A 26,072-nucleotide genomic window follows, 5' to 3' on the forward strand; every position below is an offset into this window, starting at 1 on the left:
GTGCAAAAAAAAGAGGAGCCACGAGAGCTCCCCAGAGGTAACCGTTCAGCCTGCCGCGTCTGTGCGCGGCAGGCCGTTAACTGTGCAGCGACTGTCTCAGCCCTCGATCTCGACCAAAATCTCGCCCGGGTTAACGCGATCGCCTTTCGCGACATGAATTGCCACGACTTTGCCGGCGACAGCAGCCTGAACTTCGGTCTCCATCTTCATCGCTTCAGTGATCAGGACCGCCTGGCCGGCGCGGACGGTATCGCCCTCCTTCACCAGCACGTCGACGATATTGCCCGGCATGGAAGTGCTGACATGGCCCGGTTTGCTGGCCTGCGCACGCTTGCCGATGCCACTGCCGACGAACTCATTGAGTGGCTCGAACACCACTTCTTCCGGCATGCCATCAATGGAAAGATAGAAGTGACGCTTGCCCTCGGCCTTGACGCCCACGCCGGTGATATCGACGCGGTAGCTTTCGCCGTGAACGTCGATGACGAATTCGGTCGGGACGCCCTCGCCACCTGATTTCGCCACCGCGCCAGGCTCGGGAATCGGCAGCAGCGGCTCTGGCGCCAGGGTGCCCGCTGCACGTTCTTCGAGAAACTTGCGGCCGATGTCCGGGAACATGGCATAGGTGAGCACATCTTCTTCGCTGGTGGCCAAAGCGCCGATCTCACCGCGCAGTCTGGTCATTTCCGGCTTGAGCAGGTCGGCCGGACGCACGTCGATCAGCTCTTCACTGCCGATGGCCTGACGGCGCAGTGTCTCGTCCACCTGCCCTGGCGCCTTGCCGTAGCCGCCAGTCAGGTAAAGCTTCACTTCATTGGTGATGGTTTTGTAACGCTCGCCGGCCAGCACGTTGAAAAACGCCTGGGTGCCGACGATCTGTGAAGTCGGGGTCACCAATGGCGGATAACCCAGGTCTTTGCGCACCCGCGGAATCTCGGCCAGCACTTCGCCCATACGGTTCAACGCGCCCTGCTCTTTGAGCTGGTTGGCGAGGTTGGAGATCATGCCGCCCGGCACTTGGTTGACCTGCACGCGTGTATCGACCGCCGTGAACTCGCTTTCGAACTGGTGATACTTCTTACGCACAGCGTAGAAATACAGGCCGATTTCCTGCAGCAGCTCCAGGTCCAGGCCGGTGTCAAATTCGCTGCCTTTGAGGGCCGCGACCATCGACTCGGTGCCCGGGTGGCTGGTGCCCCAGGCGAAGCTGGAGATCGCGGTGTCGATGTGGTCGGCACCGTTTTCGATGGCCTTGAGCTGGCACATCGCGGCCAGGCCCGCGGTGTCATGGGAGTGAATGAACACCGGCAGCGATTGCTCGGCCTTCAATGCCTTGACCAGCTCACCTGTGGCATAAGGGGTCAGCAGACCGGCCATGTCCTTGATCGCGACGGAATCACAACCCATCGCTTCCATCTCTTTGGCCTGCGCCACAAACGCGCCAATGGTGTGCACCGGGCTGGTGGTGTACGCAATCGTGCCCTGGGCATGTTTGCCGGAAGCCTTCACCGCTTCGACCGCCACGCGCAGGTTGCGCACGTCGTTCATGGCATCGAAGATGCGGAACACGTCGATGCCGTTGTCCGCCGCCTTGGCGACGAATGCCCTGACCACGTCATCGCTGTAGTGGCGATACCCCAGCAGGTTCTGACCGCGTAGCAGCATCTGCAGACGCGTGTTGGGCAGCGCCGCGCGCAATTGGCGCAAGCGCTCCCACGGATCTTCCTTCAGGAAGCGCACGCAGGCGTCGAAGGTCGCACCGCCCCACACTTCCAGCGACCAATAGCCGACTTTGTCGAGCCTGTCGCAGATCGGCAGCATGTCCTCGGTGCGCATGCGGGTCGCCAGCAGAGACTGGTGGGCGTCGCGCAAAATGGTGTCGGTGACGAAGATTTTCTTGGACATGTTCGGATCTCCTTTTAGCTTCAAGCGGCAAGCTACAAGCGGCAAGTCACAGCGGATCGGCTTCAACTTGCAGCTTGCGGCTTAGCGCTTGCAGCTGGCTTTTTTATAAGCCCGCATGGGCAGCAATGGCGGCGGCGATGGCCAGGGCCAGCTCTTCGGGTTTGCGCTTGATCGAGTAGTTGGTCAGCTCGGGATGGCTCTCTACGAAGCTGGTATTGAACTGACCGCTGCGGAATTCCGGGTTGCGCAGGATCTCCTGGTAATACGCGGCCGTGGTCTTTACCCCCTGCAGACGCATGTCATCCAGCGCACGCAGACCGCGGTCCATTGCCTCTTCCCAGGTCAGCGCCCAGACGATCAGCTTCAGGCACATGGAGTCGTAATACGGCGGAATGGTGTAGCCGGTGTAGATCGCCGTATCGGTGCGCACGCCGGGACCGCCAGGCGCGTAATAACGGGTGATCTTGCCAAAGCTCGGTAGGAAGTTGTTTTTCGGGTCCTCCGCGTTGATGCGGAACTGCAACGCGAAACCGCGATGGATGATGTCTTCCTGCTTGACCGACAGCGGCAGCCCCGAGGCGATACGAATCTGCTCGCGGACGATGTCGATCCCGGTGATTTCCTCAGTGATCGTGTGCTCGACCTGTACGCGGGTGTTCATCTCCATGAAGTACACCTCGCCCTCGGCGAGCAAAAACTCCACGGTGCCGGCGTTCTCATAGCCCACGGCCTTGGCGGCGCGCACGGAGAGGTCGCCGATGTAGGCGCGCTGCTCCGGCGTCAGTTGCGGGCTCGGGGCGATTTCGATGAGCTTCTGGTTGCGGCGCTGGATCGAGCAATCACGCTCGAACAGGTGAACGACGTTGCCAAAGCTGTCGCCAAGGACCTGCGCTTCGATGTGCTTTGGGTTGACGATGCACTTTTCGAGAAAGACTTCGGCCTTGCCGAAGGCCTTGGTGGCTTCGGAAATGACCCGAGGGAACGCCTGCTCCAGCTCTTCCCGGCTGTTGCAGCGACGAATGCCGCGACCGCCGCCGCCCGACGTGGCCTTGAGCATCACGGGGTAACCGATGCGATCGCCCTCAACCAGTGCTTCGGCGATGTCAGCCACGTTGCCTTCGGTGCCGGGCGTCACCGGCACGCCGGCCTTGATCATGCTGCGACGCGCTTCGGTCTTGTCGCCCATGCGGCGGATCACTTCAGCGGACGGGCCGATGAACTTGATCCCTCGTTCGGCGCAGATATCCGCCAGCTCTGCGTTCTCCGACAGAAACCCATAGCCGGGGTGTAACGCATCGCAGCCGGTTTCAACGGCGAGGTTCACCAGCTTGCGCGGGTTCAAATAGCCTTCGAGGGGCTCCGAGCCGATGCCATACGCTTCGTCGGCACGCTTCACGTGGAGCGCGTGACGGTCCGCGTCGGAATAGATCGCCACCGAGCGGATGCCCATTTCGGCGCAGGCGCGCACGATCCGGACAGCGATTTCCCCACGGTTGGCGATCAGGATTTTTTTTATCACTGGTATTTCCTCGACCGATTAGCAGACGGGCCAGATGGCTGGCCAATACCGCGCGACATTCCGTTACTGCATGTTGCTCACAGGTGAAGCCACCCTATGACGAATCAGCAATTAACAAAAATGAGTAAATATTGGGTGAACCATAAGCAAAACCTTATAGTTGCCACTATCAGCTAAGCGGCCAAGGGTGAATAAATGCGTAAGTCATTGATGCGCATGACGTTGCGTCAGTTGCGGATCTTCAATGAGGTCTGTGATTTGCGCTCTTACAGTCGAGCGGCTGAAGAAATGTCGCTGACGCAGCCAGCGGTGAGCCTGCAGATTCGTCAGCTCGAAGAGCTGGTCGGCCAGCCGTTGTTCGAATATGTGGGTAAGAAGCTCTACCTCACGGAAGCAGCCGAGGCGCTACAGCTCGCCAGCCGCGACATCTTCGGTCGTCTGGAGAACCTCGACATGCAGCTTTCCGACATGCAGGGCTCGCTGCAGGGGCAGCTCAAACTGGCGATCGAATCCAGTGCCAAGTATTTCGTGCCCCACCTGTTCGCGGCCTTCAAACGTAAATACCCGGAAGTCATGCTCAACCTCACGGTCGTCAATCGGGCGCAGGTGATTCGGCGGCTCTCGGATAACCGCGATGACCTGGTGGTGATGTCGATGGTCCCGCAGGACATGGGCCTGGAGTTCTTGCCCTTTCTGAATAACCCGATCGTTGCCGTGGCACAGCCGGATCACCCGTTGACGCTATTGCCCAATCCAACGCTGAAGGATCTGGAATCGGCAACGCTGGTGGTCCGCGAGCAGGGCTCGGGGACGCGCAAGGCGTGCGAGGAGTATTTCAAGGAGAAGCGCATTCACTTCGAGCACACGCTGGAGGTCTCATCGGCCGAGGCGCAGCGCGAATGCGTGGTCGCGGGGCTTGGCGTCGCACTGCTGACGCGCCATGCGCTGAGCCTGGAACTTGCCACTGGCACGCTGATTGAGCTGCCAGTGGCTGAATTGCCGCTGTACCGAAGCTGGTGCGTCGTACAGGCACGGGACAAACGTCTGTCGCCGGTGGCTCACGCATTCCTGTCATTCATTCGCACGGAGCGTACGCAGATCAGCGAGCTGGTCGCACGCTTTGATGGCCACCTTCCGAAGGGCTAGCGCTCTGCCAGAAGTGAGCCGTGGCGCCATCCAGGTAGTTCGAGAGCTCCTGGTTCAGGCGGCGTTCTTCGGAATGGCTTTCGATCGCACGCCGGAACGCCATGCGGCGCTGGTCTTCCTGCTGACGGCGGGTCTTGGTGCTGGAGGTGCTGTGCTGCTGCGAGTCATCGTAGTGCCGAGGCATATCCTGTCTCCCATTCGTGTGCGGGAGTACAGAGTGGCGGGGCGCGGTGACGATCAGACGTCGGAAGCGTTACAGGTTGGTGAAGGTTTCAGCCCTGCGCGGGTTCAGCTCAATCTTCGGACGATTTGATCGACTTCGGCGACAACCGCAGGCTACGCAAGCTGCGCTTCACGCTTTTCAAGTGATTGACCAGGCTCGGACCCCGCGCCATGGCGACGCCCATCGCCAGGACATCAATGACCACCAGGTGCGCGATGCGCGAGGTCAGCGGCGTGTAGATCTCGGTGTCTTCGTGCACGTCGATGGCGAGGTTGACCGTGGACAACTCGGCCAATGGTGTCTGGCTCGGGCACAGCGTAATCAGGTTGGCGCCACTTTCGCGCACCAGATTGGCCGTGATCAGCAAGTCTTTTGAACGACCGGACTGGGAGATACACACCGCAACGTCGGTGGGCTTGAGCGTTACAGCCGACATCGCCTGCATGTGCGGATCGGAGTAGGACGCTGCCGTCAGTAACAGACGGAAGAATTTGTGCTGGGCGTCAGCCGCGACCGCACCCGATGCGCCGAAGCCGTAGAACTCGACACGATGCGCCGCCGCCATGACCGTCACCGCTGCCTGCAAGGCATGGGGGTCGAGCTTTTCGCGCACTTCTATCAGCGTGTGCAGCGTGGTGTCGAAAATCTTCAGGCTGTAATCGGCGACGGAATCGTCTTCGTGGATGGCGAACTGCCCGAAGCTCGCGCCGGCGGCGAGGCTTTGCGCCAGTTTGAGTTTCAGATCCTGAAAACCGGTGCAGCCAATGGCGCGGCAGAAACGCACGATGGTCGGCTCACTGATACCGACCGCATGGGCCAGATCAGCCATGGAGCTGTGCATCACGGCCGCCGGATCGAGCAGCACGTGATCGGCTACTTTCAGCTCCGATTTGCGCAAGAGATGGCGTGACTGGGCGATGTGCTGCAACAGATTCAAAGGGCAGGACTCAAGTGAAGGATGGGCCGGGCTGTAGCTTTCTTGTAGTTATACTACATGACCTGCAAACCGCACAGTTAAACGATCTTGCCGAGGCAAACCGATCGGTGTTGAGGCTCAGGTCGCTTTGTAGTGTAGGGCTTTTCGCGCAGGGCTCCAGGCTTGCGCCAGACGACTGCGCAGGATGCCGCCCATGACGCTAGCCTCCACCGGCCGACTGATCAAGTAGCCTTGCACCTCGTCACAACCGTGAGACCTCAGAAACTCCAGTTGCTCGCAATCTTCCACGCCTTCGGCCACTACCCTGAGGTCAAGACTGTGGGCCATCGCGATGATTGCCCGGGTAATCGCCGCGTCTTGCGCCCCGTCATTCAAACCACGAATAAAGGCCTGGTCGATCTTCACGCAGTGCACCGGAAAACGTTTCAGGTAGCTCAACGATGAATAACCGGTGCCGAAATCGTCGATGGCCAATTTCACCCCGATGGCGCGCAGTTGCTGGAACGTGGTGATGATGTGCTCGACGCTCTCCAGCAGCTGACTCTCGGTGAGCTCAAGCTCCAGGTATTCGGGCTTGAGCCCGGTCTCTTCCAGCACTTGCCGCACGAGGCTGACCAGCTTGCCCTGACGCATCTGGTGCACAGAGAGATTGACTGAAACCCTGATCGGCGCGAGGCCCTCTCGCTGCCATTCGCAGGCCTGATGACAGGCTTTGCGCAGCACGAACTCTCCGATGTTGGCGATCAGGCCGGTCTCCTCCGCCAAGCCGATGAACTCGCCGGGCGAAATCAGACCGCGCTCGGGATGACGCCAGCGCACCAAGGCCTCCGCGGAATTCAGGCGCCCGCTTTCCAGCTCCAGCTTCGGCTGATAAAAAACCTCCAGTTGCCCTTCTGCAATGGCGCGACGCAGCTGGATTTCCAGCTGCAAACGACCGGGCGTACCCGCCTCAAGGCTTTCGGTGTAGAACTGAAAATTGTCGCCACCCAGGTGTTTGGCGTGTTGCATGGCCATATTCGCCTGGCTGACCAGCGCGGCTATGTCCCGGGCAGAACCCGGCAGCAACGCGATGCCGATCGAGGCGCTGATCACCAGCTCATGGCCGGAAACTGATATCGGCGAACGCAGCTTCGCCAGCAGGCGCGTCGTGATTCGCGCCATCGTGGTCAGGTTGCCGTGGCTGTCGAACAGCACGGCAAACTCGTCCGCCGACAAACGCGCGACGGTATCGGCGTCTGCCACGTGGGCATTCAGCCGGCGCGCGACGAGGCGCAGCAATTGATCAGCGATGTCGTGACCCAGGCTGTCGTTGAGCAATTTGAAGCGATCGAGATTGATATGCAGCATGGCCAGCGTGCGCCCGCCGTGACGCGCACGCTGATTGGCCTCGCGCAGCCGCTCGTTGAACAACGCCCGATTGGCAAGGCCGGTCAGCTCATCGTAATGGGTCAGATAACGCGTACGCTCTTCGTACTGGCGCGTCAGCTCGCGGTTGAGTTCATCGCTTTTGGCCTGGGCCTGTTGAAGGTGTTCGATGAGCGCCACGTTCTGAAACCGCCGGATCAGGCCCCGCTCGATCAAACGGTTGACCTGCGCGGCCACCACGATCAGCGCCAGCAGCAGAATCAGTCCGAGCCAGCCCCAACCATGGCATTGCGGGTCGCCGGTCCAGAACAGATAGAGGATGGGCGGCAGAAGGCACGGCAGCGTGAACGTGAGGAACGCCGGAATGCTTACCGCATAGGCCACACTGGCAGAGAGCGTCGCAGCGCCGATCAGGCCGAACACCCAGGCCTGCTGCGCCAGGCTCTGCACCGGCATCAGCACCAGCGCGGCGCTGGATAGCGTGAACCCGCTGACGCAGGCGCCAGCCAGAAACATGCGATTCCAGATCGCCTGTGAACGACGATCGAGTGATGCCGACCTGAACGCTGCGACTTGCAGCACGCGCAGACACACAATCGTTGACAGCCATCCCAGCCAGACGCCAACCAGGGCGTAACGCTCGGGGCTCCAGAGCAGCCACGCACAGAGCAAACCATTGATGAACATGAACAGGGTCGGCAGCAGCGATCCCTGATAAAGAAGGCGGGTGCGCTCGGCGGCAAGCTGGGTCGCGAACTGCTTGCAGATGACACGACGTGTCGCCACGGAGTCTGCCGGGGCTTCGGAGCTGAAGGTCATGGCGTTTCTTATAATTGGTGGCCTTGAACGTTCGCTGAGGATACACAAGCGACCGTCGAGACCAAACAGTCATCAATTAAAATCTACCGACGGCAAAAATGGGACCGACAACATCACGACCGGCCAGCGTTAGGGTTTGCCCACGCCCTCACGGCACCCTAGAATGCCCCGATGCGCGATGACCTCTCCCTTCTGCTTAACTCCCTCAACGATGCCCAACGCCAGGCCGTAGCTGCCTCCGTGGGTCGTCAGTTGGTCCTGGCCGGCGCTGGTTCCGGCAAAACCCGTGTGCTGGTGCACCGTATCGCCTGGTTGATCCAGGTTGAGAACGCCTCGCCGCACTCGATCCTGTCGGTGACGTTCACCAACAAGGCCGCTGCCGAGATGCGCCATCGCATCGAGCAGTTGATGGGTATCAACCCGGCCGGCATGTGGGTGGGCACTTTCCACGGCCTTGCGCACCGGCTGCTGCGGGCGCACTGGCAGGAAGCGGGTCTGAATCAGAGCTTCCAGATCCTCGACAGCGACGACCAGCAGCGACTGGTCAAGCGCGTCATGCGCGAGCTGAATCTGGATGAGCAGCGCTGGCCGGCACGGCAGGCGCAGTGGTTCATCAACGGGCAGAAGGACGAGGGGCTACGTCCCAAACACATTCAGGCCTCGGGCGACCTGTTTCTGACGACCATGAAGTCGGTCTACGAGGCGTATGAAGCGGCCTGTCAGCGCGCCGGCGTCATCGACTTCTCCGAGCTGTTGCTCCGCGCGCTGGACCTGTGGCGCGACAACCCGAGCCTGCTTGCGCACTACCAGCGTCGCTTCCGTCATGTGCTGGTGGACGAATTCCAGGACACCAACGCCGTTCAATACGCCTGGTTGCGCCTGCTCGCCCAGGGTGGCGACAGCCTGATGGTGGTCGGCGACGACGACCAGTCCATCTACGGCTGGCGCGGCGCGAAGATCGAGAATATTCATCAGTATTCCGAAGACTTCCCCGACACCGAGACCATTCGCCTGGAGCAAAACTATCGCTCCACCGCGAGCATCCTCAAGGCCGCCAACGGCTTGATCGTCAACAACACAGGCCGTCTGGGCAAAGAGCTGTGGACGGACGTCGGCGATGGCGAGCTGATCAACCTTTATGCCGCGTTCAACGAACACGACGAAGCGCGCTACGTGGTCGAGACCATCGAAAGCGCGATCAAGACTGGCCTGGCGCGCAGCGACATCGCCATTCTGTACCGCTCAAACGCCCAGTCGCGGGTCCTTGAAGAAGCCTTGCTGCGCGAGCGCATCCCGTACCGTATCTACGGTGGCCAGCGATTCTTCGAACGCGCTGAAATCAAGAACGCCATGGCGTATATGCGCCTGCTGGACGGACGCGGTAACGATTCGGCGCTGGAGCGGGTCATCAACGTCCCTCCGCGCGGCATTGGCGAGAAAACTGTCGAAGCGATTCGCGAGCATGCGCGCCATGCCGATGTTTCCATGTGGGAAGCCATGCGCCTGCTGGTCGCCAACAAAGGCTTGACCGGTCGTGCAGCGGGCGCGCTGGGTGCGTTCATCGAACTGATCGAAAACCTTGCCGCCAAGGCTGCGGACATGCCGCTGCATCTGATGACCCAAACGGTCATCGAGCAGTCCGGCCTGATCACGTACCACAAGGAAGAGAAAGGCGAGAAAGGCCAGGCCCGGGTGGAAAACCTTGAGGAACTGGTCAGCGCCGCGCGCGCCTTCGAGAACAGCGACGAAGAGGAAGACCTGACGCCGCTGGCGGCCTTCCTTGGCCATGCCTCACTGGAGGCAGGCGATACGCAGGCGGACGAGCACGAAGACAGCATTCAGTTGATGACGCTGCACAGTGCCAAGGGTCTGGAGTTTCCGTACGTGTTCCTGGTGGGCATGGAAGAAGGCCTGTTTCCGCACAAGATGAGCCTGGAAGAGCCGGGCCGTCTGGAAGAAGAGCGTCGTCTGGCTTACGTGGGCATCACCCGCGCCATGCAGCATCTGGTGATGACGTATGCAGAAACCCGACGCCTGTACGGAAGCGAAACCTACAACAAGGTCTCGCGCTTCGTGCGGGAGGTCCCGCCAAATCTGATTCAGGAAGTGCGGCTGTCCAACAGCGTGACCCGTCCGTTCGGCGGTTCCAAAACCATGGCCCCGAGTCGTCTGTTCGATGGCGAAGCCATTCCGCAGAGCCAGTTCTCCCTGGGTCAGCACGTGCAGCACGCGGTGTTCGGTGAGGGCGTGATCCTCAACTTCGAGGGATCAGGCGCTCAGGCTCGGGTTCAGGTGAACTTCTCGGAAGGCAGCAAGTGGCTGATGCTGGGGTACGCGAAGCTCGAGCCGGTGTAATCGACAACTGACGATGCGTTGATGCACCCCTTGCATTCCCACATCCACCCCCCATCTTTCCTACAGAACTTTCTTCACCTGCCTACAACCCAAGTAGGACAGGCAGGTGAAGATTCACGCAAAAGCCGGAAACATATGGCCGCTGGTCATCCCCATTTGTCCTGTGCAACATGGCGCGCGTGCAATCCACAAACGGGAATTCCCTTATGCAACGTTTTCTTAGCATCGCTTTGGCAATGATGATCGGGCTCACCATGAGCCTCGATGTCAATGCTGCGCGTTTCGGTGGTGGCAAGAGCATGGGCTCGGCGCCAAGTCACCAGGCGCGTCAGACAGCTCCTTCTGCTCCTGCCGCTGCACCTAATTCCGCCGGCCGTCCTGCGCCTGCTGCGGGCGGTGCTTCCAAATGGCTGGGCCCATTGGCCGGTCTCGCCGCCGGTGGTCTTCTGGCCTCCATGTTCATGGGCGGTGGCTTCCAGGGCATGCAGTTCTTCGACATCCTGATCATGGCGATCATCGCCTTCGTGATCTTCCGCTTCATCGCGGCGCGTCGGCGCAAACAGCAGCCGCAGATGGCCCCCGCTGGTGCTCCTTATCAGCGTGAAACCTCAGAGCAGCCACAACCAGCACAGAATTCTATCTTCGGCGGTTCCGCTTCAGCAGCGGCAGCCCGTCCGGTGATCAATGCGCCGGCCTGGTTCAACGAAGAACGCTTTATTGAAGCGGCCCGCAGCCACTTCCAGTCGCTGCAACAGCACTGGGACGCGAACGAGATGGACAAGATCTCCGAGTTCGTGACCCCGCAGATGCTGCAGTTCCTGAAAAAAGAACGCGCGGATCTGGGTGAAGGCTTCCAGTCCACGTTCATCGACAACCTCACTGTGCAACTTGAGGGTCTGGATGATCGCGCCGACAAGACCATCGCCACGCTGACGTTTAACGGTGTGTCGAAAACGTCGCGCTTTGATCAGGGCGAAGTGTTCAGCGAGAGCTGGAACATGGAGCGCGCCCAGGGCGACAACCAGCCTTGGCTGGTGGCAGGTATCCGCCAGAACGGCTAATACCGCTGGGCCGCTGCAAATGAACCCCGGACATGTTCCGGGGTTCTGCTTTTTATAGAAGCCAAGTTAATTTGGCGATGCCTTTGAGCTACTGTATAACCCGCGCAAATCGTTAGAGGATCCACGTCGTGGAAGAAGTCATCGAACAACTCCGTGAAGCCAATGAACCGGTCCCTGTCCCGCTTGAGCTGCCTGATGAAGATCAGCTGGTCGAGGTTGAGGAGCAGCTGTTCATCAATATCCCCTTCGTCTTCAAGGAGTTCTTGCTGACCGTAAGCGACGTGGTCTACGGCAGCCTTGAGCCCGTCACGGTTACTGATCCGGGTTCGCATACGTATCTGCCGGAAGTGGCAGCGACCGCCTGGGACATCGGCGTGCCCCGCGAGCTGATCCCGATCTGTCAGGACGGCGAGGATTACTACTGCGTTGAAGAAGACGGCACTGTGGTGCTGTGGTCTGGCGAGGAAGAAATCGTCATCGAAGAAAACTGGGAATCCGTCTGGCACTGGGCGCGGGACGTCTGGCTGGAAAGCTGAGACGCACACCGCTCTGCTGAATCAGCCTTTAGGCCCGAACCTCAAGGCTGATTCAGAACTCAGGGCTCAGGGTGATTGCCCAGGGTCTCGAGCAACGCGATCTGCATGCGCGTGTGCACCCGGATGAACCAGCGCCACAGCACGGCAGCCACCACGGCCGCCACGACGACAATCAGCATCAGCCATTCACGCGTCGGCAGCATGCTGGATGACAGTAATGCTATGAGCAGAAAAATCACCATCAATGACAGCAACGGGATCACCTCGGCGATCACCCGACGGACGCGTGCTGTGTGCCTGCCCGCCATCTCCGGCTTCACGCCCATCTCTGCCAGCAGCATCGACAGCGCCTTGAGCTTGCGATAAGCCGCGATCAGAAACGGCAGCGACAGTAGCAATGAAGCGCCCCAGATCCAGGCTTTTTGCTGTCCGACATCGCTGACCCAGTCGCTGAAATAAACGCCAATCCGCTCCGCAAAGAATGCCCCTGTGAAGAAGATGGCGATGACCAGCGCCAGATTGATCCCGACTTGCAGCAGGATCTTGCGGATCATCGCCGCCAGCACCGCGCCCTGCCCCTGCGGCTGAATGCTGCGCAGCCACTCTCCGTACAGGCCAAACACCCGCGCCATGCGTGCAGGAACAATAGCGCCCAGCGTGTGCGACAGCGGGTCTGCTGCGCGGATGAGGTAAGGCGTCAATAGCGTCGTGATTGCGGAGACTGCCACCGCGACCGGATAGAGAAAGTCGCTGGTGACCTGCAGCGTCATCCCTAGCGCTGCAATGATGAAGGAGAATTCGCCGATCTGTGACAGCCCCATGCCCACCCGCAGTGAGGTCTTGCCGTCGTTGCCGGCGATAAAGGCGCCCAACCCGCAGGAAATCATCTTGCCCAGTACCACGGCGACAGTGATCACCGCGATGGGCCAGGCGTAATCGAGCAGAATGTTCGGATCGATCATCAAGCCGATCGCGACGAAAAAGATCGCGCTGAACATGTCACGAATGGGCTCGACCAGGTGCTCGATCTTCGCCAGTTGCCTTGATTCGGCCATGATCGCACCGATGAGAAAGGCGCCCAGAACCATGCTGTATTCGAGTTTGACCACCAGCAGGCAAAACCCGAAGCACAGGCCCAGCACCGTGATCAGCAGCATCTCGTTGCTTTCGAACTTCGCCACGTAGGCCAGCACTCGCGGCACCACCAGAATGCCGATGACCAGCGCGACAATCATGAACAGCGAGAGCTTGCCCACCGTGGAAAACACCTCGCCGGAGCTGACCGTGCCGCTCACGGCGATGCCCGATAACAGCGCGATGATGCCAATGCCAAGGATGTCTTCAACGATAAGCACGCCAAAGATCAGCTGGGCAAAGCGCTGGTTTTTCATCTTCAGGTCGTTGAGGGCTTTGACGATGATGGTGGTGGACGAGATCGCCAGAATGGCACCGAGGAACAGTGAGTCCATGGTGTTCCAGGCGAAGAACTGGCCGATTTCGTAACCGATCCAGATCATCAGCATGATTTCGAGAAACGCGGCAATAAACGCCGTCGCGCCCACCTTGAACAGTTTGCGCAGGCTGAATTCCAGACCGAGGCAGAACATCAGGAAGATCACGCCGAGCTCGGCAAGGGTCTTGATGGTGTCTTCGTCGTGAATGAGGCCGAACGGCGGCGTGTGCGGGCCGATGATGAAGCCGGCGACGATATAGCCGAGCACCACAGGTTGCTTGAGCCGATGAAACACCACCGTTACGACGCCAGCCACGAGCATGATCACCGCCAAGTCTTGAATGAAACTGATGGCATGCATGGGCGCTGCTCCTGCTGGCGATCGGTGAAATGCGCGTGTCCGTCCGAAAAGAGACGATTGCTGTACGAAAAATCGCCAACGAAGTCTGAATATTCCGACTGAGACGCAGGATTTACCCCATCCAAGGGCTTCAGCAGGTTAACACCGCACAAAAGCGCGAAAAGCCAGTGCAATATATGGAAACAGATGGGTGCGGGGCGTGACGGCGGAGCGGCCGTTGGCGTCCCGGTATCGATGGTTTTGTAGCCAATCTGCATTCGAGCACCTGAGCAAGGTGCCTTTTGACCCTTTTAGACCGTGAGCACGCTATGGAACCCGGAAACGCCCAGCTGTCGATGACTGTATTGATGACCCCGGACATGGCCAACTTCTCCGGCAACGTGCACGGCGGGACGCTGCTGAAGTACCTCGACGAAGTCGCCTACGCGTGCGCGAGCCGTTACGCAGGACGCTATGTCGTGACGCTGTCGGTGGATCAGGTGATTTTCCGTGAGCCGATTCATGTCGGCGAGTTGGTCACCTTCCTGGCGTCGGTCAACTACACCGGCAATACGTCCATGGAGGTGGGCATCAAGGTGGTGACCGAAAACATCCGCGAGCGCTCGGTTCGTCACACCAACAGCTGCTTCTTCACCATGGTGGCGGTGGATGACCAGCGCAAACCTGCCAGCGTACCGCCACTGACGCCGGCCAACAGCGAAGACAAGCGCCGTTACGTGCAGGCACAACAACGCCGCCAGATCCGTCAGGAACTGGAGAAGCGCTATCGTGAAATAAAGGATGAGCCGGTTTAAGCCAGCACCGGATTCGGCTTACAGCCGGACCGCTTCGAACCTGACGCGCGGATGGGCGATTCGGTCCTGCGCGCGCACCAGTTCCAGCTCATAGCTGCCGCAGGCCTGGGTCTCCAGCAGCACTTCATGCACCGCTGACGCCGCGAATTCGAACGCGCGGCGCAGGTCGTCACCCAGCAGAATCCGGGACAGAAACAGCCCGGATGTCAGGTCGCCGACACCGACTGGCTGTCGAGGGAACGCAAGAAGCGGCCGGCGCAGGTGCCAGGTTTCGTGTTCGGTCACCAGCAGCATTTCAAAGCCGTCCGCAGGTTTCCCCGGATAGGCCAAGTGCTTGACCACCACCGCCTTGGGGCCTCGGGCCAGCAACGCCCGCGCCATGGCCACACAGTCGAGCAACGATTCAGGTTTGCGGCCGGAGAAGCTGTCCAGCTCCAGCTGATTCGGACACAGAAAGTCGGCGACCGCAGCGGCTTCGTCCAGCAGGAAATCGCTGACATCCTGCGGCACGATGCAGCCCTTCTCCGGGTGCCCCATTACCGGATCACACAAATACAGCGCGCGCGGATTGGCGCGTTTGATCTGTGTGACGGCGCTCAGAATCGCCCGTCCTTGCGCTGCGCTCCCCAGATAACCCGACAGCACCGCATCGCAATTACCCAGTTCGCCAATCGCGGCAATCCCCTCGACCAACGCGGGAATCTGCTGCGGCGCCAGGACTTCGCCCGCCCAGTGTCCATACTGAGTGTGGTTGGAGAACTGAACGGTATTCAACGGCCAGACATTGATGCCGATACGCTGCATAGGGAACACGGCTGCGCTGTTGCCGGCGTGACCAAACACGACATGCGACTGGATGGCGAGTAGATGGGGCGTACGTTTCATGACAGGTTCCTGAGACCGGGAAGGCACAGTAGTGGCGATGCCGGACGAAGTGAAGCGAAATTAAACTTTCCGGCTATGGCTGTCTGTCACCCGACGCAGTTAAGCTGCAAGCCTTCTGTTGGAGTTCTTTTTCCATGCTGACCCTGGGCAACATTTTCGTCCTCATGCTGCTGGCGACGGCCGGTGCCTGGCTGTGGCACGCCCATGGCCTGCGTGAGCGGGCGCTCGACCGCGTCAAACAGCACTGCGCCAAGCTTGAGCTTGAATTGCTCGACGGCAACGTGGCGCTGAAGCGACTCGCCTTCAAGCGCGACAACGAAGGCCGAAAGCGCCTGGCGCGGATTTATAACTTCGAGTTCACGGTCACGGGTGAGCATCGCCATCCCGGCACGATCACCATGTTCGGTGCCCATGCGGCGCAGATCGAACTGGCGCCCTACCCGTTCGAGATCAAAGACCCAAAGCCCACCGCCGAGATCATTCAGCTGAGCCAGTGGCGTCAGGAACACAACAAGTGGAAGCAGTGATCCTCTGTGGATAACTCGCTTTAGAGCAGACAGCCCGCCAGCGCTGCCTGCAAAACGGCCTCGTCCTGAGGCCCGTCGAAGATCAGCTCAAGGCGCGAGTTTCTGCGCCACTCACTCGACGCCCATTCCAGCGAACTCCCGTTCAGCGCATTGCCTGAGATCCACCCCTTCTCGCTGTGGATAACCAGCTTAGCGCGCCGCCAGCCCAATGGTTGCAGCCAGGCTTGCACCCCTGCCGCATCGAACACCCGCTCAGGGTGCCAGCGCCAGCCAATGCTCCAGCCTTCGGCCTGCTGCTGGCTCAGGCAGACAGGCGTCATCGGGTCCGCCCACGCTGCGGGGAGTTGCGCCAATGACCGGGGGATGGCCGGATTGTCCAAGCCAGCGTGAGCGCTGACCTCAATGCCAGGCAAGGAGTCCAGAGACAATACGCCGTGGTCGGTCCAGCGCAGCAGGCGATCAGGCAGCGCATCGGCAATCGCCTTACGCGTCGAGGCGTCCAGTCCTTCAGACTTGTTCAACACCAGCAGACCCGCCTGCGCCAGCGCTTCTCGCTGGGTATCAGGCAGCACCTTGCCGTGGGCGAGTGCCTGAGCGTCGAGCACCATGACACTGGGCTGGATCGCCAGCACTCCGATCCAGGGCGCCTCGTGTAATTGCTTGATCAACTGGACCGGATGGCCCAGCCCGGAGGGCTCAATGAGCAAGCGATCCGGCCTGGCCTTGCGCAACAGCCGGCCGAGGCCAATCTGAAAAGGCGCGCCATTGACGCAGCACAGGCAACCGCCAGCCACTTCGCCAAGTGCGATACCATCATCGCCGGTCGTCAGCAGCGCAGCATCCAGGCCGATCTGGCCGAACTCATTGATCAGCACAGCCCAGCGCTCGTGCGCAGGTTTCTGCTCAAGAAGATGCCTGATCAGGCTCGTCTTGCCGGCACCTAGCGGGCCAGCGATGACATGAGTGGGGATGTTCTGCAGCATGTCGGCCATTCTTTTAATCGCTCTCCCGAGAGGAGCGCTGACGGAGGTAATTAATGCGAGCAATCTGGCTGCCGGTGCGGCTGGCGTGGGTGCTTTCGGTAATAACGTCGACGCAGGTCTTGGCCGAGTCGTGCGTCGTGCACAGCCAAGGCGAGCGAGTGGACGTGAAAGTCTGTCAGGAGAATCTGAACATCCCGCCAGACCTGTTCCATAACGGTTTCTGCAAACCCCAGCTCAAGGATCAGAAAACCGACGTCACCTACTCGGAACAATGCCCTGCCGGGTCATTTGGCCAGTGCAGCAACGCGCAGGTGGCCAATATGCCTTATCGGCAGAACATTCACTATTACGGCGTGGCCAGCGACGCAGCGTTTCTCAAACCGTTCTGCGAGCAACAGAGCCAAGGCATCTGGAAAACGCCGTAAGACTGAGGGGGGTCAAGCCGCATCGCCGTACCAGTCGCCAAACGGATCAGGCATTGAGCGCCAGTCTGCAACGCCGGCCGCCATCTCGGCGTCCGTCAGCAAGCATTCATCCAGCTCCGCAGCCAGCCGAGCGAAGTCGATGTTCTGCCCGATGAACACCAGTTCCTGACGGCAATCGCCGGTCTCCGCCTCCCAGCTGCGCATGATCACTTGTGTGCTTTCGTCGTCCTGCGGCCACTGCGCCTTGGGCACAAAGCGCCACCAACGACCGGCAAAACCATGACGCATCAAGCCGCCTGCCTGGGACCAACTGCCCGCGTCCTCGTGTTTGCTGGCGAGCCAGAAAAAGCCCTTCGAGCGCAGCAGTCGTCCGTTTTCCCACGGCGCATTCAGGAAGTCGAAAAAGCGTTGGGGGTGAAAAGGCCGACGCGCCCGATAAGCCGTGGACGCGATGCCATATTCTTCGCTCTCCGGCGTGTGCTCGCCACGCAATTCCTTGAGCCAGCCCGGTGCCTGGGCCGCGCGCTCGAAGTCGAAACGGCCCGTGTCGAGTATCTTACTCAGCGGCACGGCGCCCATGACCATCGGCAGAATCTCCGCCTGGCTATTGAGGCGGCGCAAAATCGCCATCAACTCTCGGCGATCGGTGGAGCTGATCAGGTCGATCTTGCTGATCAGGATCACGTCAGCGAACTCCACCTGCTCAATCAGCAGATCAGTGATCGCGCGCTCGTCGTCCTCGCCCAGCGTCTCGCCGCGGGAGGCCAGGCTTTCTGCGGCGTTGAAGTCCTGCAGGAAGTTCAGGCCATCGACCACCGTTACCATGGTGTCGAGTCGGGCGACATCGGCCAGGCTCCGGCCCTGCTCATCGCGAAAGGTAAAGGTCTCGGCCACGGGAAGCGGCTCGGAAATACCGGTGGACTCGATCAACAGGTAGTCGAAACGACCCTCATGGGCGAGCCGGCTGACCTCTTCCAGCAAGTCTTCGCGCAGGGTGCAGCAGATGCAGCCGTTGCTCATCTCCACCAGCTTTTCTTCCGCCCGATTGAGGCTGACGTCCCGCTGAACCTCGCTCCCGTCGATGTTGATCTCGCTCATGTCGTTGACGATGACGGCGACGCGCAAGTTGTCGCGATTGCGCAGGATGTGGTTCAGCAGCGTGCTTTTGCCCGCGCCAAGGAAGCCGGAAAGAACGGTAACGGGAAGGCGGTTCATGAAGGTTTCACCAGAGTGCGAATGCGTTCGCTTTTTACGTTATAGTATAACGATACGCAGGCGCTAATCTTTTTTGAGGCAGCTTCATGAATCGGTTGTTTTGGTCGTTGGCAGGCTGTTCGCTGTTGCTCAGCACACAGGCGTTCGCCCTGCCGCCCTCGCCCAGGCTGGACAAGGCGTTGTGCACGCGCACCGCGACGCTGTTGGCCTGCATCGATGCCGACAACAACACGTACAGCGTCGCAATGGCGGGGGAAACCATGTTCGTGCGCGGTTTCGAAAGCGCGGGCAAGCGCCGCTGGGCGCAGACCAACAGCCGGTACGGTTCGCTGACGTTTTTTACCGGGCTGGCGTCAGACGGCGAGACTTGGGTGGGATATACCCAGAAAGTGGGCTGGACAACAATCAGTCGGGTGTCGAGTTCGAGCGGGAGCCGGACCAAGATCACCTGCGACCGGGTGATGGGTTGTCGGTGAGCTACACGGCTGACCCGTTTCCGGGGAGAGTCAATCTGCTCCCCCCGCCGTTCGGCATCGCGATCCTTAGACCAACGCCTCATTCGCCTTTTGCTCTTGCCGCCAGGCCACGTACGAGCCTGCCGGCGGATTGCGTTCGAAGTAGCGCTTCATGCCATCAAACAAACCATCGGCCACGGCCTGTTGATGGCGCGCAGTAACAAGGCGCTGACTGTCGCGGCTGTTGGATATGAAACCGGTCTCGACCAGAATCGACGGTACATCCGGCGACTTCAGCACCGCAAAACCGGCCTGCTCCACGCGTTTCTGGTGCAGCGTCGTGATCCCTTCCAGGCTGCCCAGTACGGTGTGACCCAAGTCCAGGCTGGCAGCGATCGTCGCGTTCATCGACATGTCGAGAATCACCCCGGCCAGCATCGGGTCCTTGTCTTTCAGGTTCAACAGGCTGGTCGCACCGATCAGGTCTGCACCGTTTTCACGCTGGGCCATGAAGCGCGCCGTCGCGGATGTCGCGCCGTTCTCCGACAAAGCAAACACAGACGCGCCGGAAGCCGTCAACCGAGGCGCCGCGTCGGCGTGGACCGAGATGAACATGTCAGCGTTGTATTTGCGCGCGAAGTCGACGCGCTTGCGCAGCGGAACGAAGAAATCGTCGTTGCGAACCAGGCGCACATCAAAGCCCTTCTCGCGCTTCAAACGCTTGGCGAGCAACTGCGCGATGGACAGCACGACGTCCTTCTCCCGCTCACCCTTCGAGCCAACAGCGCCAGGGTCCTTGCCACCGTGGCCTGCGTCGACGACCACCATGATGTCGCGCTTGGAACGGTCTCTTCCCGTGGACTGCGCGGGCGGCTCTTTTATCAACGGTGCGGCTGCAGCCAGCTGAACAGGAGGACGGGAAAGCACGTCATGCCCCAGATCCAGAACCAGCCGGTTTCCCTGCGCGCCCTCTGGGCCCAGCAGGAAACTGTTGATCTGAACGGGTGATGTGAGATCGAGGACGATGCGGGTATCGCTCTGGCCGAAGTGGCCGGAACGAATGGATTTGATCGGCGTGTTTTCAAGCGCCAGCTGACTGAAGTTGCCCTCAAGCCGGGCGCCGCTGACGTCGATGATGATCCGCTCAGGCGCGCTGAGCGTGAAGGTCTTGTACTGCACCGGGCCGCTGAGATCGAACACGAGACGCAGCTTGCTATCGGAACGCCACAGACGGGCGTTTCGGATCTGCGTCGCGTTGACTGAGAATGGAAGCGCAAAGGCGGCGCTGGCCAAAAGCATGTTGAGCAGCAGTTGACGTCGGTGCATGGCACGTTCCGATGGCGAAGAGCATCCCGGCTCAGAGATAGAGTGCATTAGTTACAATATAACAGCGGGATTATCGGGCGAAGATGAAGCTTTTTATAATATTGGCGGGATTTTTAATGAGCGTGTTCAACGCCTAAGACAGAAAAGCTCATGTAAAACAGCAAGATGTTCCACGTGGAACACAGTCTGCTTTCTGCACAAACAAAAACGCCCTGACACAGTCAGGGCGCTTAACAAGCGGGGTAAATCAGGTCCTCGGTTTTACAGTGCCGCACTGCTGACCCAGCCAAACGGCGCGCGTGTCCATGCTGCCATTCTGCTGCTGGCCTGTCGCGTTGAAAGAGCCAATGACGTGGGTGTTGAACTCACGATCGCTGAGAAACTGTGCGGTGCCAGTGCCTTGGGCGCGAGGGCAGCTGAACTTGAATTTCCAGGTAGCGCCGGTACGTTCGGTGATCTGCTGGGTGCAGCCCGACTTGGGATCTGTCAGCGGAATCTGCTCATTTTTGACCTGCTCCTGAGTAAGGCAAATACGAACGCCCTTCCCGCCCAGAGTAACGCCTTGTTTTTCCAGCATTTGTTCCATGGCCGCCCGCTGCTGCGGCGCCATCATCTGCAGTTGAGAAAGCATCACCTGCAAGTCCGGCATCTGCTGGCCGTCCACCTGCATGTTGCTTGAGCTCAGCTCCCACAGTCCAGGCTGCAACACCTGTGCCTGGGCGAAGGGCGCAGTCAGACAAACCATCAACGCCAGTACGCGCTTTTTCATGAATCGGGTTTCCTTTAATGACTCTTGGGCATCTTGATGCGACCTGCTTGCAGGTCACTGAACGATGACGGTTAGACGGCAGATCGGGCAGCCAGTTGCAGGCTCAATAAAATAGCGACAATCCCGGTGCGGTGTGGTCTGTTAGACACCAATAAGCTTATGGCACAAGGTTGCGCATGGATTACCACAGCCCGTATTTCTTTGGCTATTTGCTGGGTTTCACTCACCTGCTGGGCATTGTCGCAGCTATCCACGCCTTACTCACTGTGCGTACGGCCCAAGGCTCAATCGCTTGGGCGATGCCGCTCATCTTCATTCCCTATGTCGCACTGATTCCGTATCTGGTTTTCGGGAGGAGTACGTTCGATGCCTACATCAAGGCGCGGCGTCAGGCCAACACGGAAATGCGCGCGGCGATCGCCGATTTCAACTGGAAGCCATGGATTGAAGAAGCGGTGGCCGCGCGGCGCTCGGACGCTTATCGCTCCCTGCGCGCGATGCCAAAACTGGGACGAATGCCGTGCCTGGCGAACAATGAAGTGAAGCTGTTGATCAACGGTGATGAAACGTTTGGCGCGATCTTCGAGGCGATAAAAGGTGCCAAACACGTGGTGTTCGTGCAGTTTTTCATCATCCACGACGATGATCTCGGTCGGCGCCTGCAAGGGCTGTTGCTGGAAAAAGCCGCTGAAGGCGTAGCGATTCATGTGCTATACGACCGAATCGGCAGCCATGCATTGCCGGCGCGCTACATCGACAAACTGCGTGCCGGTGGCGTGCAGATCAAGGCCTTCGCCACACGAGGCGGCTGGCTGACGCGCTTCCAGATCAACTTCCGTAACCATCGCAAGATCGTGGTGGTTGACGGCGTCAAAGGCTTCGTTGGCGGGCACAACGTGGGCGATGAATACTTGGGCCTCAAGCCGCCGCTGGCGCCGTGGCGCGATACCCACGTTAGCGTTGTCGGACCTGTGGTGGCGTGTCTGCAGGAATCGTTCGCCGAGGACTGGTTCTGGGCGACTCGTGAAATCCCGCCGCTGATCCTGCCGGACAGTTACCCGGAAGACGGCGTGCTGTGCCAGTTACTCGCCAGCGGCCCGGCTGATGCGCAGGAAACCTGCTCGCTGTTCTTCGTAGAAGCCATTCACGCGGCCACCGAACGGGTGTGGATCACCACTCCGTATTTCATTCCCGATGAAGCGGTTTCCGCTGCGCTGAGACTGGCAGTACTGCGCGGCGTCGATGTGCGCCTGCTGCTGCCGTCGCGTCCTGACCACTACACGGTGTACGCCGCCTCCAGCCTGTTTGCGTTTGAAGCCGTGCGCGCAGGCGTGCGTATCTTTCGCTACAAGCCCGGCTTCCTGCACCAGAAGGTGGTGCTGGTGGATAACGCGATCTCGGCGATCGGCAGCGCCAACCTGGACAACCGTTCGTTCCGGCTCAACTTCGAACTCATGCTGCTGACGGTGGACGAGGACTTCGCACGCGAAGTCGAAACCATGTTGATCGCCGACTTCGCTCTCTCACGCGAAATTTCCAGCGAAGAAAGCAAAGAGACCCACAACCTGCAGCAGCTGGGAATGCGGGTCGCCAGATTGATTTCGCCCATCCTCTGAGTGCCTGTCCATGGGCTGTGGGAGTGAGCTGACTCCCAAGGGCTTCAGGCGATCACCTGTACAGATCATCCCGCGTCAGCGGCAAGTTATGGCTCCCATCCGCATGCGGCTTGACTGCCAGGATCTGGTGCAGGTTGATCCAGCCCTTGGAAAACGCATACGCGCAGCCAGCCAAATACAACCGAAAGATCCTCAGCGCCTGCTCCGGCACCATCGCCGCAGCGACGTTGAGCTTCTCCTCCAGACGGGCGCTCCAGTGCTCGAGCGTCTTGGCGTAGTGCAGGCGCAGACTTTCCACATCGACCACCTCCAGACCGGCCTCACTGATGAAAGCAGTGATCATCGACAGGTGCGGCAGCTCGCCGTTGGGAAACACATAGCGATCAATGAACTCCCCTGCGCCACGCCCGACAGGTCGCCCATCGGTGTGTTTGGCAGTGATGCCGTGGTTCATCACCAGACCGCCCTCCTTCACCGCATCAAACAGGCATTTCGAGTACAGCTCGGGATTGGCGTGGCCGACATGCTCGAACATGCCAACGCTGACAACCTTGTCGAAACGGCCGTCCTTGGGCAGATCCCGGTAGTCGAGCAGCTGCAGTTCGACGCGGTCCTGCAGACCGTCTGCGCGCATCCGCTCCCGGGCCAGCGCCAGTTGCTCGCGGCTTAACGTGATGCCGAACACCTTGACGCCGTACTCACTGGCAGCAAACCGGGAGAGCCCTCCCCAGCCACAGCCGACGTCGAGCAAGTACTCCCCCGGTTTGAGGCGCAGCTTGCGGCACAGGTGGTGAAACTTGTTCTGTTGCGCCTGTTCAAGGCTCTCGTTGCCGGTCTTGAAATACGCGCAGGAGTAGACCATCTCCCGGTCCAGCCACAGGCGGTAGAAGTCATTGGAGAGGTCGTAGTGGTAGGAAATCGACGCGGCGTCGGTGGTCTTGTCGTGCTCGGTGCGCACAGGGAGATTGTCGTCGTCCTCGTCCAGCAGCGCCTTGGTCAGCTCATCGCACACCCGGATCACTTCGCTGATCGAGCCTTCCAGTTCCAGCCGACCCTCGACGAAGGCGCTGCCTAGCAGTCCCAGGCTGGGGTGGCTGAAATCGGACGCCAGCGACGGGTCCTTGACCACGATCGTGACGCGGGGATCACTGCCCAAATCAAGCTCGTTGCCGTCCCAGAGCTTGAGACGCAGCGGTAGATGCAGGTTCTGTAACGCCGGTGGAAGTTGCGCGAGCATATGAAATCCCCCTGATCCAGCTACACGGAAAAGGGTAGTCCATAACCGACTCCGGATAAGGAGCCGTCAGGCGATCGGCTTGTATGAACGACGACGAATCTACGACGGGTACGACCTTGAGCCCCAGAATTCGAGCCAACGTGACGCCTGCAAATGGAGCACCCCGAACAAGACTGAAGTTAATTTGTAACAGAGTTCTTCAAAGCTCAAGCGGATTTTAATACTTAGTGGAGCCCTCTAACCCGGCGCTTTCGGTGCAGGCGCCGGGGAATGCGGCTTAGGAGGGTTTGTGAAACTTCGCGATGGGCTCGTGAAAACGCAGCAGTCGCCCGGCATTGCCAAGCACCAGCAGCGTGCTGAGGTTATGCAAGACCGCAGCGATCATGGCGCCTGCAGCACCCAGCACACCGAAAGCCGCCATGGCGACGATAGCCAGCGTCCAGCCCAGTCCGATGATCACGTTCACCTGCAAGGTGTGGCGGCACTGTCGGCTCAGTCGCACACAAGTGCCCAAGCGGCGCAGGTCGCTGCCGATCAATACGATGTCGGCGGAGGCCAACGCAATATCCGCCCCACCCGCCCCCATCGCGACGCCAACCACCCCGGCTTTCAGCGCCAGCGAATCGTTGATGCCATCGCCGACGACCATCGGACGGAAGCCCTTTTTGATCTCGCTCATGACCCGATTGAGCTTGTCCTCGGGCAACGCCTGAGCATGGATGTCGCTGATGCCGACCTCATGACCCAAGCTGTCGGCGACGCTTTGTCGATCGCCCGTGAGCAACAACTGCCGACCCAAGCCCAGCTCGCGCAATTCACTCAGCGCCTGACGTGCCTCGGGCTTGAGGCTGTCGGCCAGCAGCAGCCAGGCCAGGAAGTGGCCATTTACCGCGAGCCCGGCAATCAGGCCGTCATGATCGGGAACCGGCGAGGTCGCAATGCCCAGCTGCGCGAACAGCTCAGGCCGCCCCAACGCGGCTTCACCCCGGGCGGTCTGCGCAACGACGCCCAGGCCCTGGCGCTCACGAATGTCGTCCAGCGCGAGCAAATGATCCTTGTCCACCAACGTCGCCAGCGCGCGACTGACCGGGTGACTGCTCGCCGAACCCAGGCTTGCCGCCAGCGCGATGACATCGTCGCCCGCGCCCTCCTCGGCCTGGACCGATTGCAGACGCAAACTGCCGTAGGTCAGCGTGCCGGTCTTGTCGACGACGAGCGAAGTGAGGTCGGCCAGCTCTTCAAGAAAGGCCGAGCTGCGGATCAGAATGCCGTGCCGCGCCGCAACAGCAATCCCGGCGATGGCCGTCGCCGGCGCCGACAGCACCAACGCGCAGGGACACGCGGCGACCAACACCGCCAGCATGGCCTGCGCGTTATTGGTGATGAACCAGGTCACGGCCGCAATGAGCAGCACCAGAACCATGTAGCTGCCGGCGTACTTTTCCAGCAGGCGAGTAATAGGCGGCTTGGAGCGCTCAGCGCTTTGCATCAGCGCGATGACCTTGCCCAGGGTCGACTCGTTGCCAATGCGCGTCACCTCGATGCGCAGCAGCCCGTCGAGGTTGATAGCGCCACCAAACACTTCCATACCAGCGCGCGCTTCGAGCGGGACGGACTCGCCGGTAATGGGCGCGGTATCGAGGCTCGCCTGCCCGGAAATCACCAAGCCGTCAGCCGGTACGCGGTCACCGGCGCGCACTTCGACGCGATCACCCGCCACCAGCGTGCCGTTGTCGACCTCACGGATCGCGCCATCCTTATCGATCAGTCGGGCATGGCTGCGGGTCAGACGGCCCAGTGACTGAATGGCTTCCTGGGAGCCAATCACGCTGCGCTCCTCCAGCACGTGGCCGAAGATCATGATGATGGGCAGCAACGCGGCGGTCATCAGATCGCCCGTCGCCCAGGCGCCCAACATGGCCAGTGCGATCAGTTGGTCGGTAATGCCGTGCAGACTCGGGTACCGCAAGCTGTGCCAGCCGGCGCTGACCACCGGGATGGCCACCAACAGCGAGGCGGCGCCCAACAGCAGCTGGCTGACGCCGACCTGCTCGGGCGAGAAGAATCGCCAGACCAGTCCCAGCGCGAGCAAGCCCAGGGCAAGCATGGCCAGCGTCAACTGACGGGCTGCGCTGCGCTGCTCGCGGCTGGTGAGCATGC

The 26,072-nt window shown here is 60.3% G+C and carries 22 protein-coding genes; 9 read left to right on the top strand and 13 right to left on the bottom strand.

The window, feature by feature from the left end; translation table 11 throughout:
* Positions 1 to 96 precede the first annotated feature (96 nt).
* The gene (gene oadA, locus OKW98_RS01630; RefSeq protein ID WP_265387704.1) at positions 97 to 1,905 is read right to left on the bottom strand and encodes a sodium-extruding oxaloacetate decarboxylase subunit alpha; all 1,809 of its coding nucleotides are present in this window, start codon (positions 1,903 to 1,905) and stop codon (positions 97 to 99) included.
* Positions 1,906 to 2,008: 103 nt separating this feature from the next.
* Positions 2,009 to 3,424 (bottom strand): acetyl-CoA carboxylase biotin carboxylase subunit, encoded by a 1,416-nt coding sequence (locus tag OKW98_RS01635; protein WP_265387705.1) that lies wholly within the window; start codon positions 3,422 to 3,424, stop codon positions 2,009 to 2,011.
* Between the two features lie 195 nt (positions 3,425 to 3,619).
* Between OKW98_RS01635 and OKW98_RS01640 the strand changes: the two genes are divergently transcribed.
* Entirely contained in the window at positions 3,620 to 4,570 is a 951-nt protein-coding gene (locus OKW98_RS01640) for a LysR family transcriptional regulator (protein ID WP_265387706.1), read from the top strand.
* Here the strand turns inward: OKW98_RS01640 and OKW98_RS01645 are convergent.
* The 3 genes from OKW98_RS01645 to OKW98_RS01655 all read right to left on the bottom strand — a co-directional run bounded on the left by OKW98_RS01645 (position 4,524) and on the right by OKW98_RS01655 (position 7,914).
* Entirely contained in the window at positions 4,524 to 4,754 is a 231-nt protein-coding gene (locus tag OKW98_RS01645) for a PA3496 family putative envelope integrity protein (protein ID WP_265387707.1), read from the bottom strand. The two genes, OKW98_RS01640 and OKW98_RS01645, sit on opposite strands and share 47 nt — an antisense overlap.
* A gap of 109 nt (positions 4,755 to 4,863) precedes the next feature.
* Positions 4,864 to 5,730, bottom strand: a complete 867-nt coding sequence (gene hexR / locus OKW98_RS01650; RefSeq protein WP_065988147.1) for a transcriptional regulator HexR — start codon at positions 5,728 to 5,730, stop codon at positions 4,864 to 4,866.
* A 117-nt stretch (positions 5,731 to 5,847) separates the two neighbouring features.
* On the bottom strand, positions 5,848 to 7,914 hold the full coding sequence (locus OKW98_RS01655; protein WP_265387708.1) for a putative bifunctional diguanylate cyclase/phosphodiesterase: 2,067 nt from the start codon (positions 7,912 to 7,914) through the stop codon (positions 5,848 to 5,850).
* Between the two features lie 171 nt (positions 7,915 to 8,085).
* On the opposite strand from OKW98_RS01655, the gene uvrD reads away from it, so the two are divergent.
* The 3 genes from uvrD (at position 8,086) to OKW98_RS01670 (ending at position 11,866) form a co-directional block, all read left to right on the top strand.
* Positions 8,086 to 10,269, top strand: a complete 2,184-nt coding sequence (gene uvrD / locus OKW98_RS01660; protein ID WP_133773942.1) for a DNA helicase II — start codon at positions 8,086 to 8,088, stop codon at positions 10,267 to 10,269.
* Between the two features lie 206 nt (positions 10,270 to 10,475).
* Entirely contained in the window at positions 10,476 to 11,330 is an 855-nt protein-coding gene (locus OKW98_RS01665) for a Tim44 domain-containing protein (RefSeq protein ID WP_265387709.1), read from the top strand.
* A 128-nt stretch (positions 11,331 to 11,458) separates the two neighbouring features.
* Positions 11,459 to 11,866, top strand: a complete 408-nt coding sequence (locus tag OKW98_RS01670) for an SMI1/KNR4 family protein (RefSeq protein WP_265387710.1) — start codon at positions 11,459 to 11,461, stop codon at positions 11,864 to 11,866.
* Between the two features lie 59 nt (positions 11,867 to 11,925).
* Here the strand turns inward: OKW98_RS01670 and OKW98_RS01675 are convergent, their stop codons facing one another.
* A complete protein-coding gene (locus OKW98_RS01675) occupies positions 11,926 to 13,680 on the bottom strand; it encodes a cation:proton antiporter (protein WP_265387711.1) in 1,755 nt (584 codons plus the stop codon).
* A gap of 308 nt (positions 13,681 to 13,988) precedes the next feature.
* Here OKW98_RS01675 and OKW98_RS01680 point away from each other — a divergent pair, with 308 nt between their 5' ends.
* Positions 13,989 to 14,474 carry an acyl-CoA thioesterase gene (locus OKW98_RS01680; protein ID WP_122534219.1) on the top strand — a complete coding sequence of 162 codons (486 nt, stop codon included), beginning with the start codon at positions 13,989 to 13,991 and terminating at the stop codon, positions 14,472 to 14,474.
* An 18-nt stretch (positions 14,475 to 14,492) separates the two neighbouring features.
* Here OKW98_RS01680 and pdxY read toward each other — a convergent pair whose 3' ends face one another.
* Positions 14,493 to 15,359 carry a pyridoxal kinase PdxY gene (gene pdxY / locus OKW98_RS01685; RefSeq protein WP_265387712.1) on the bottom strand — a complete coding sequence of 289 codons (867 nt, stop codon included), beginning with the start codon at positions 15,357 to 15,359 and terminating at the stop codon, positions 14,493 to 14,495.
* Between the two features lie 134 nt (positions 15,360 to 15,493).
* Between pdxY and OKW98_RS01690 the strand changes: the two genes are divergently transcribed.
* Entirely contained in the window at positions 15,494 to 15,886 is a 393-nt protein-coding gene (locus OKW98_RS01690; protein ID WP_265387713.1) for a DUF3301 domain-containing protein, read from the top strand.
* Between the two features lie 20 nt (positions 15,887 to 15,906).
* On the opposite strand, the gene OKW98_RS01695 is transcribed toward OKW98_RS01690, so the two are convergent.
* Positions 15,907 to 16,869: a CobW family GTP-binding protein gene (locus OKW98_RS01695; protein ID WP_265389626.1), complete on the bottom strand. Its 963-nt coding sequence runs from the start codon at positions 16,867 to 16,869 to the stop codon at positions 15,907 to 15,909.
* Between the two features lie 53 nt (positions 16,870 to 16,922).
* On the opposite strand from OKW98_RS01695, the gene OKW98_RS01700 reads away from it, so the two are divergent.
* Positions 16,923 to 17,294 (top strand): NADH:ubiquinone oxidoreductase, encoded by a 372-nt coding sequence (locus tag OKW98_RS01700; RefSeq protein WP_265387714.1) that lies wholly within the window; start codon positions 16,923 to 16,925, stop codon positions 17,292 to 17,294.
* Positions 17,295 to 17,306: 12 nt separating this feature from the next.
* Here the strand turns inward: OKW98_RS01700 and zigA are convergent, their stop codons facing one another.
* The gene (gene zigA, locus OKW98_RS01705; protein ID WP_265387715.1) at positions 17,307 to 18,509 is read right to left on the bottom strand and encodes a zinc metallochaperone GTPase ZigA; all 1,203 of its coding nucleotides are present in this window, start codon (positions 18,507 to 18,509) and stop codon (positions 17,307 to 17,309) included.
* Positions 18,510 to 18,595: 86 nt separating this feature from the next.
* Here zigA and OKW98_RS01710 point away from each other — a divergent pair, with 86 nt between their 5' ends.
* Positions 18,596 to 18,985, top strand: coding sequence for a glutamine synthetase (locus OKW98_RS01710; protein ID WP_265387716.1), 390 nt, complete (start codon positions 18,596 to 18,598; stop codon positions 18,983 to 18,985).
* A 66-nt stretch (positions 18,986 to 19,051) separates the two neighbouring features.
* Here OKW98_RS01710 and OKW98_RS01715 read toward each other — a convergent pair whose 3' ends face one another.
* Both OKW98_RS01715 and OKW98_RS01720 read right to left on the bottom strand, forming a co-directional pair.
* Positions 19,052 to 20,290, bottom strand: coding sequence for an N-acetylmuramoyl-L-alanine amidase (locus tag OKW98_RS01715; RefSeq protein ID WP_265387717.1), 1,239 nt, complete (start codon positions 20,288 to 20,290; stop codon positions 19,052 to 19,054).
* Between the two features lie 247 nt (positions 20,291 to 20,537).
* Positions 20,538 to 21,059, bottom strand: coding sequence for a DUF3617 domain-containing protein (locus tag OKW98_RS01720; RefSeq protein ID WP_065988113.1), 522 nt, complete (start codon positions 21,057 to 21,059; stop codon positions 20,538 to 20,540).
* Positions 21,060 to 21,235: 176 nt separating this feature from the next.
* Here OKW98_RS01720 and cls point away from each other — a divergent pair, with 176 nt between their 5' ends.
* A complete protein-coding gene (gene cls / locus OKW98_RS01725) occupies positions 21,236 to 22,675 on the top strand; it encodes a cardiolipin synthase (RefSeq protein ID WP_265387718.1) in 1,440 nt (479 codons plus the stop codon).
* Between the two features lie 52 nt (positions 22,676 to 22,727).
* Here the strand turns inward: cls and cfaB are convergent, their stop codons facing one another.
* Together cfaB and OKW98_RS01735 are read right to left on the bottom strand one after the other, a co-directional pair.
* The gene (gene cfaB, locus OKW98_RS01730; RefSeq protein ID WP_265387719.1) at positions 22,728 to 23,912 is read right to left on the bottom strand and encodes a C17 cyclopropane fatty acid synthase CfaB; all 1,185 of its coding nucleotides are present in this window, start codon (positions 23,910 to 23,912) and stop codon (positions 22,728 to 22,730) included.
* Positions 23,913 to 24,189: 277 nt separating this feature from the next.
* Positions 24,190 to 26,070, bottom strand: a complete 1,881-nt coding sequence (locus OKW98_RS01735) for a cation-translocating P-type ATPase (protein ID WP_416148405.1) — start codon at positions 26,068 to 26,070, stop codon at positions 24,190 to 24,192.
* Positions 26,071 to 26,072: the final 2 nt, after the last annotated feature.

The sequence above is a fragment of the Pseudomonas sp. KU26590 genome, from assembly GCF_026153515.1.
GTDB lineage: Bacteria > Pseudomonadota > Gammaproteobacteria > Pseudomonadales > Pseudomonadaceae > Aquipseudomonas.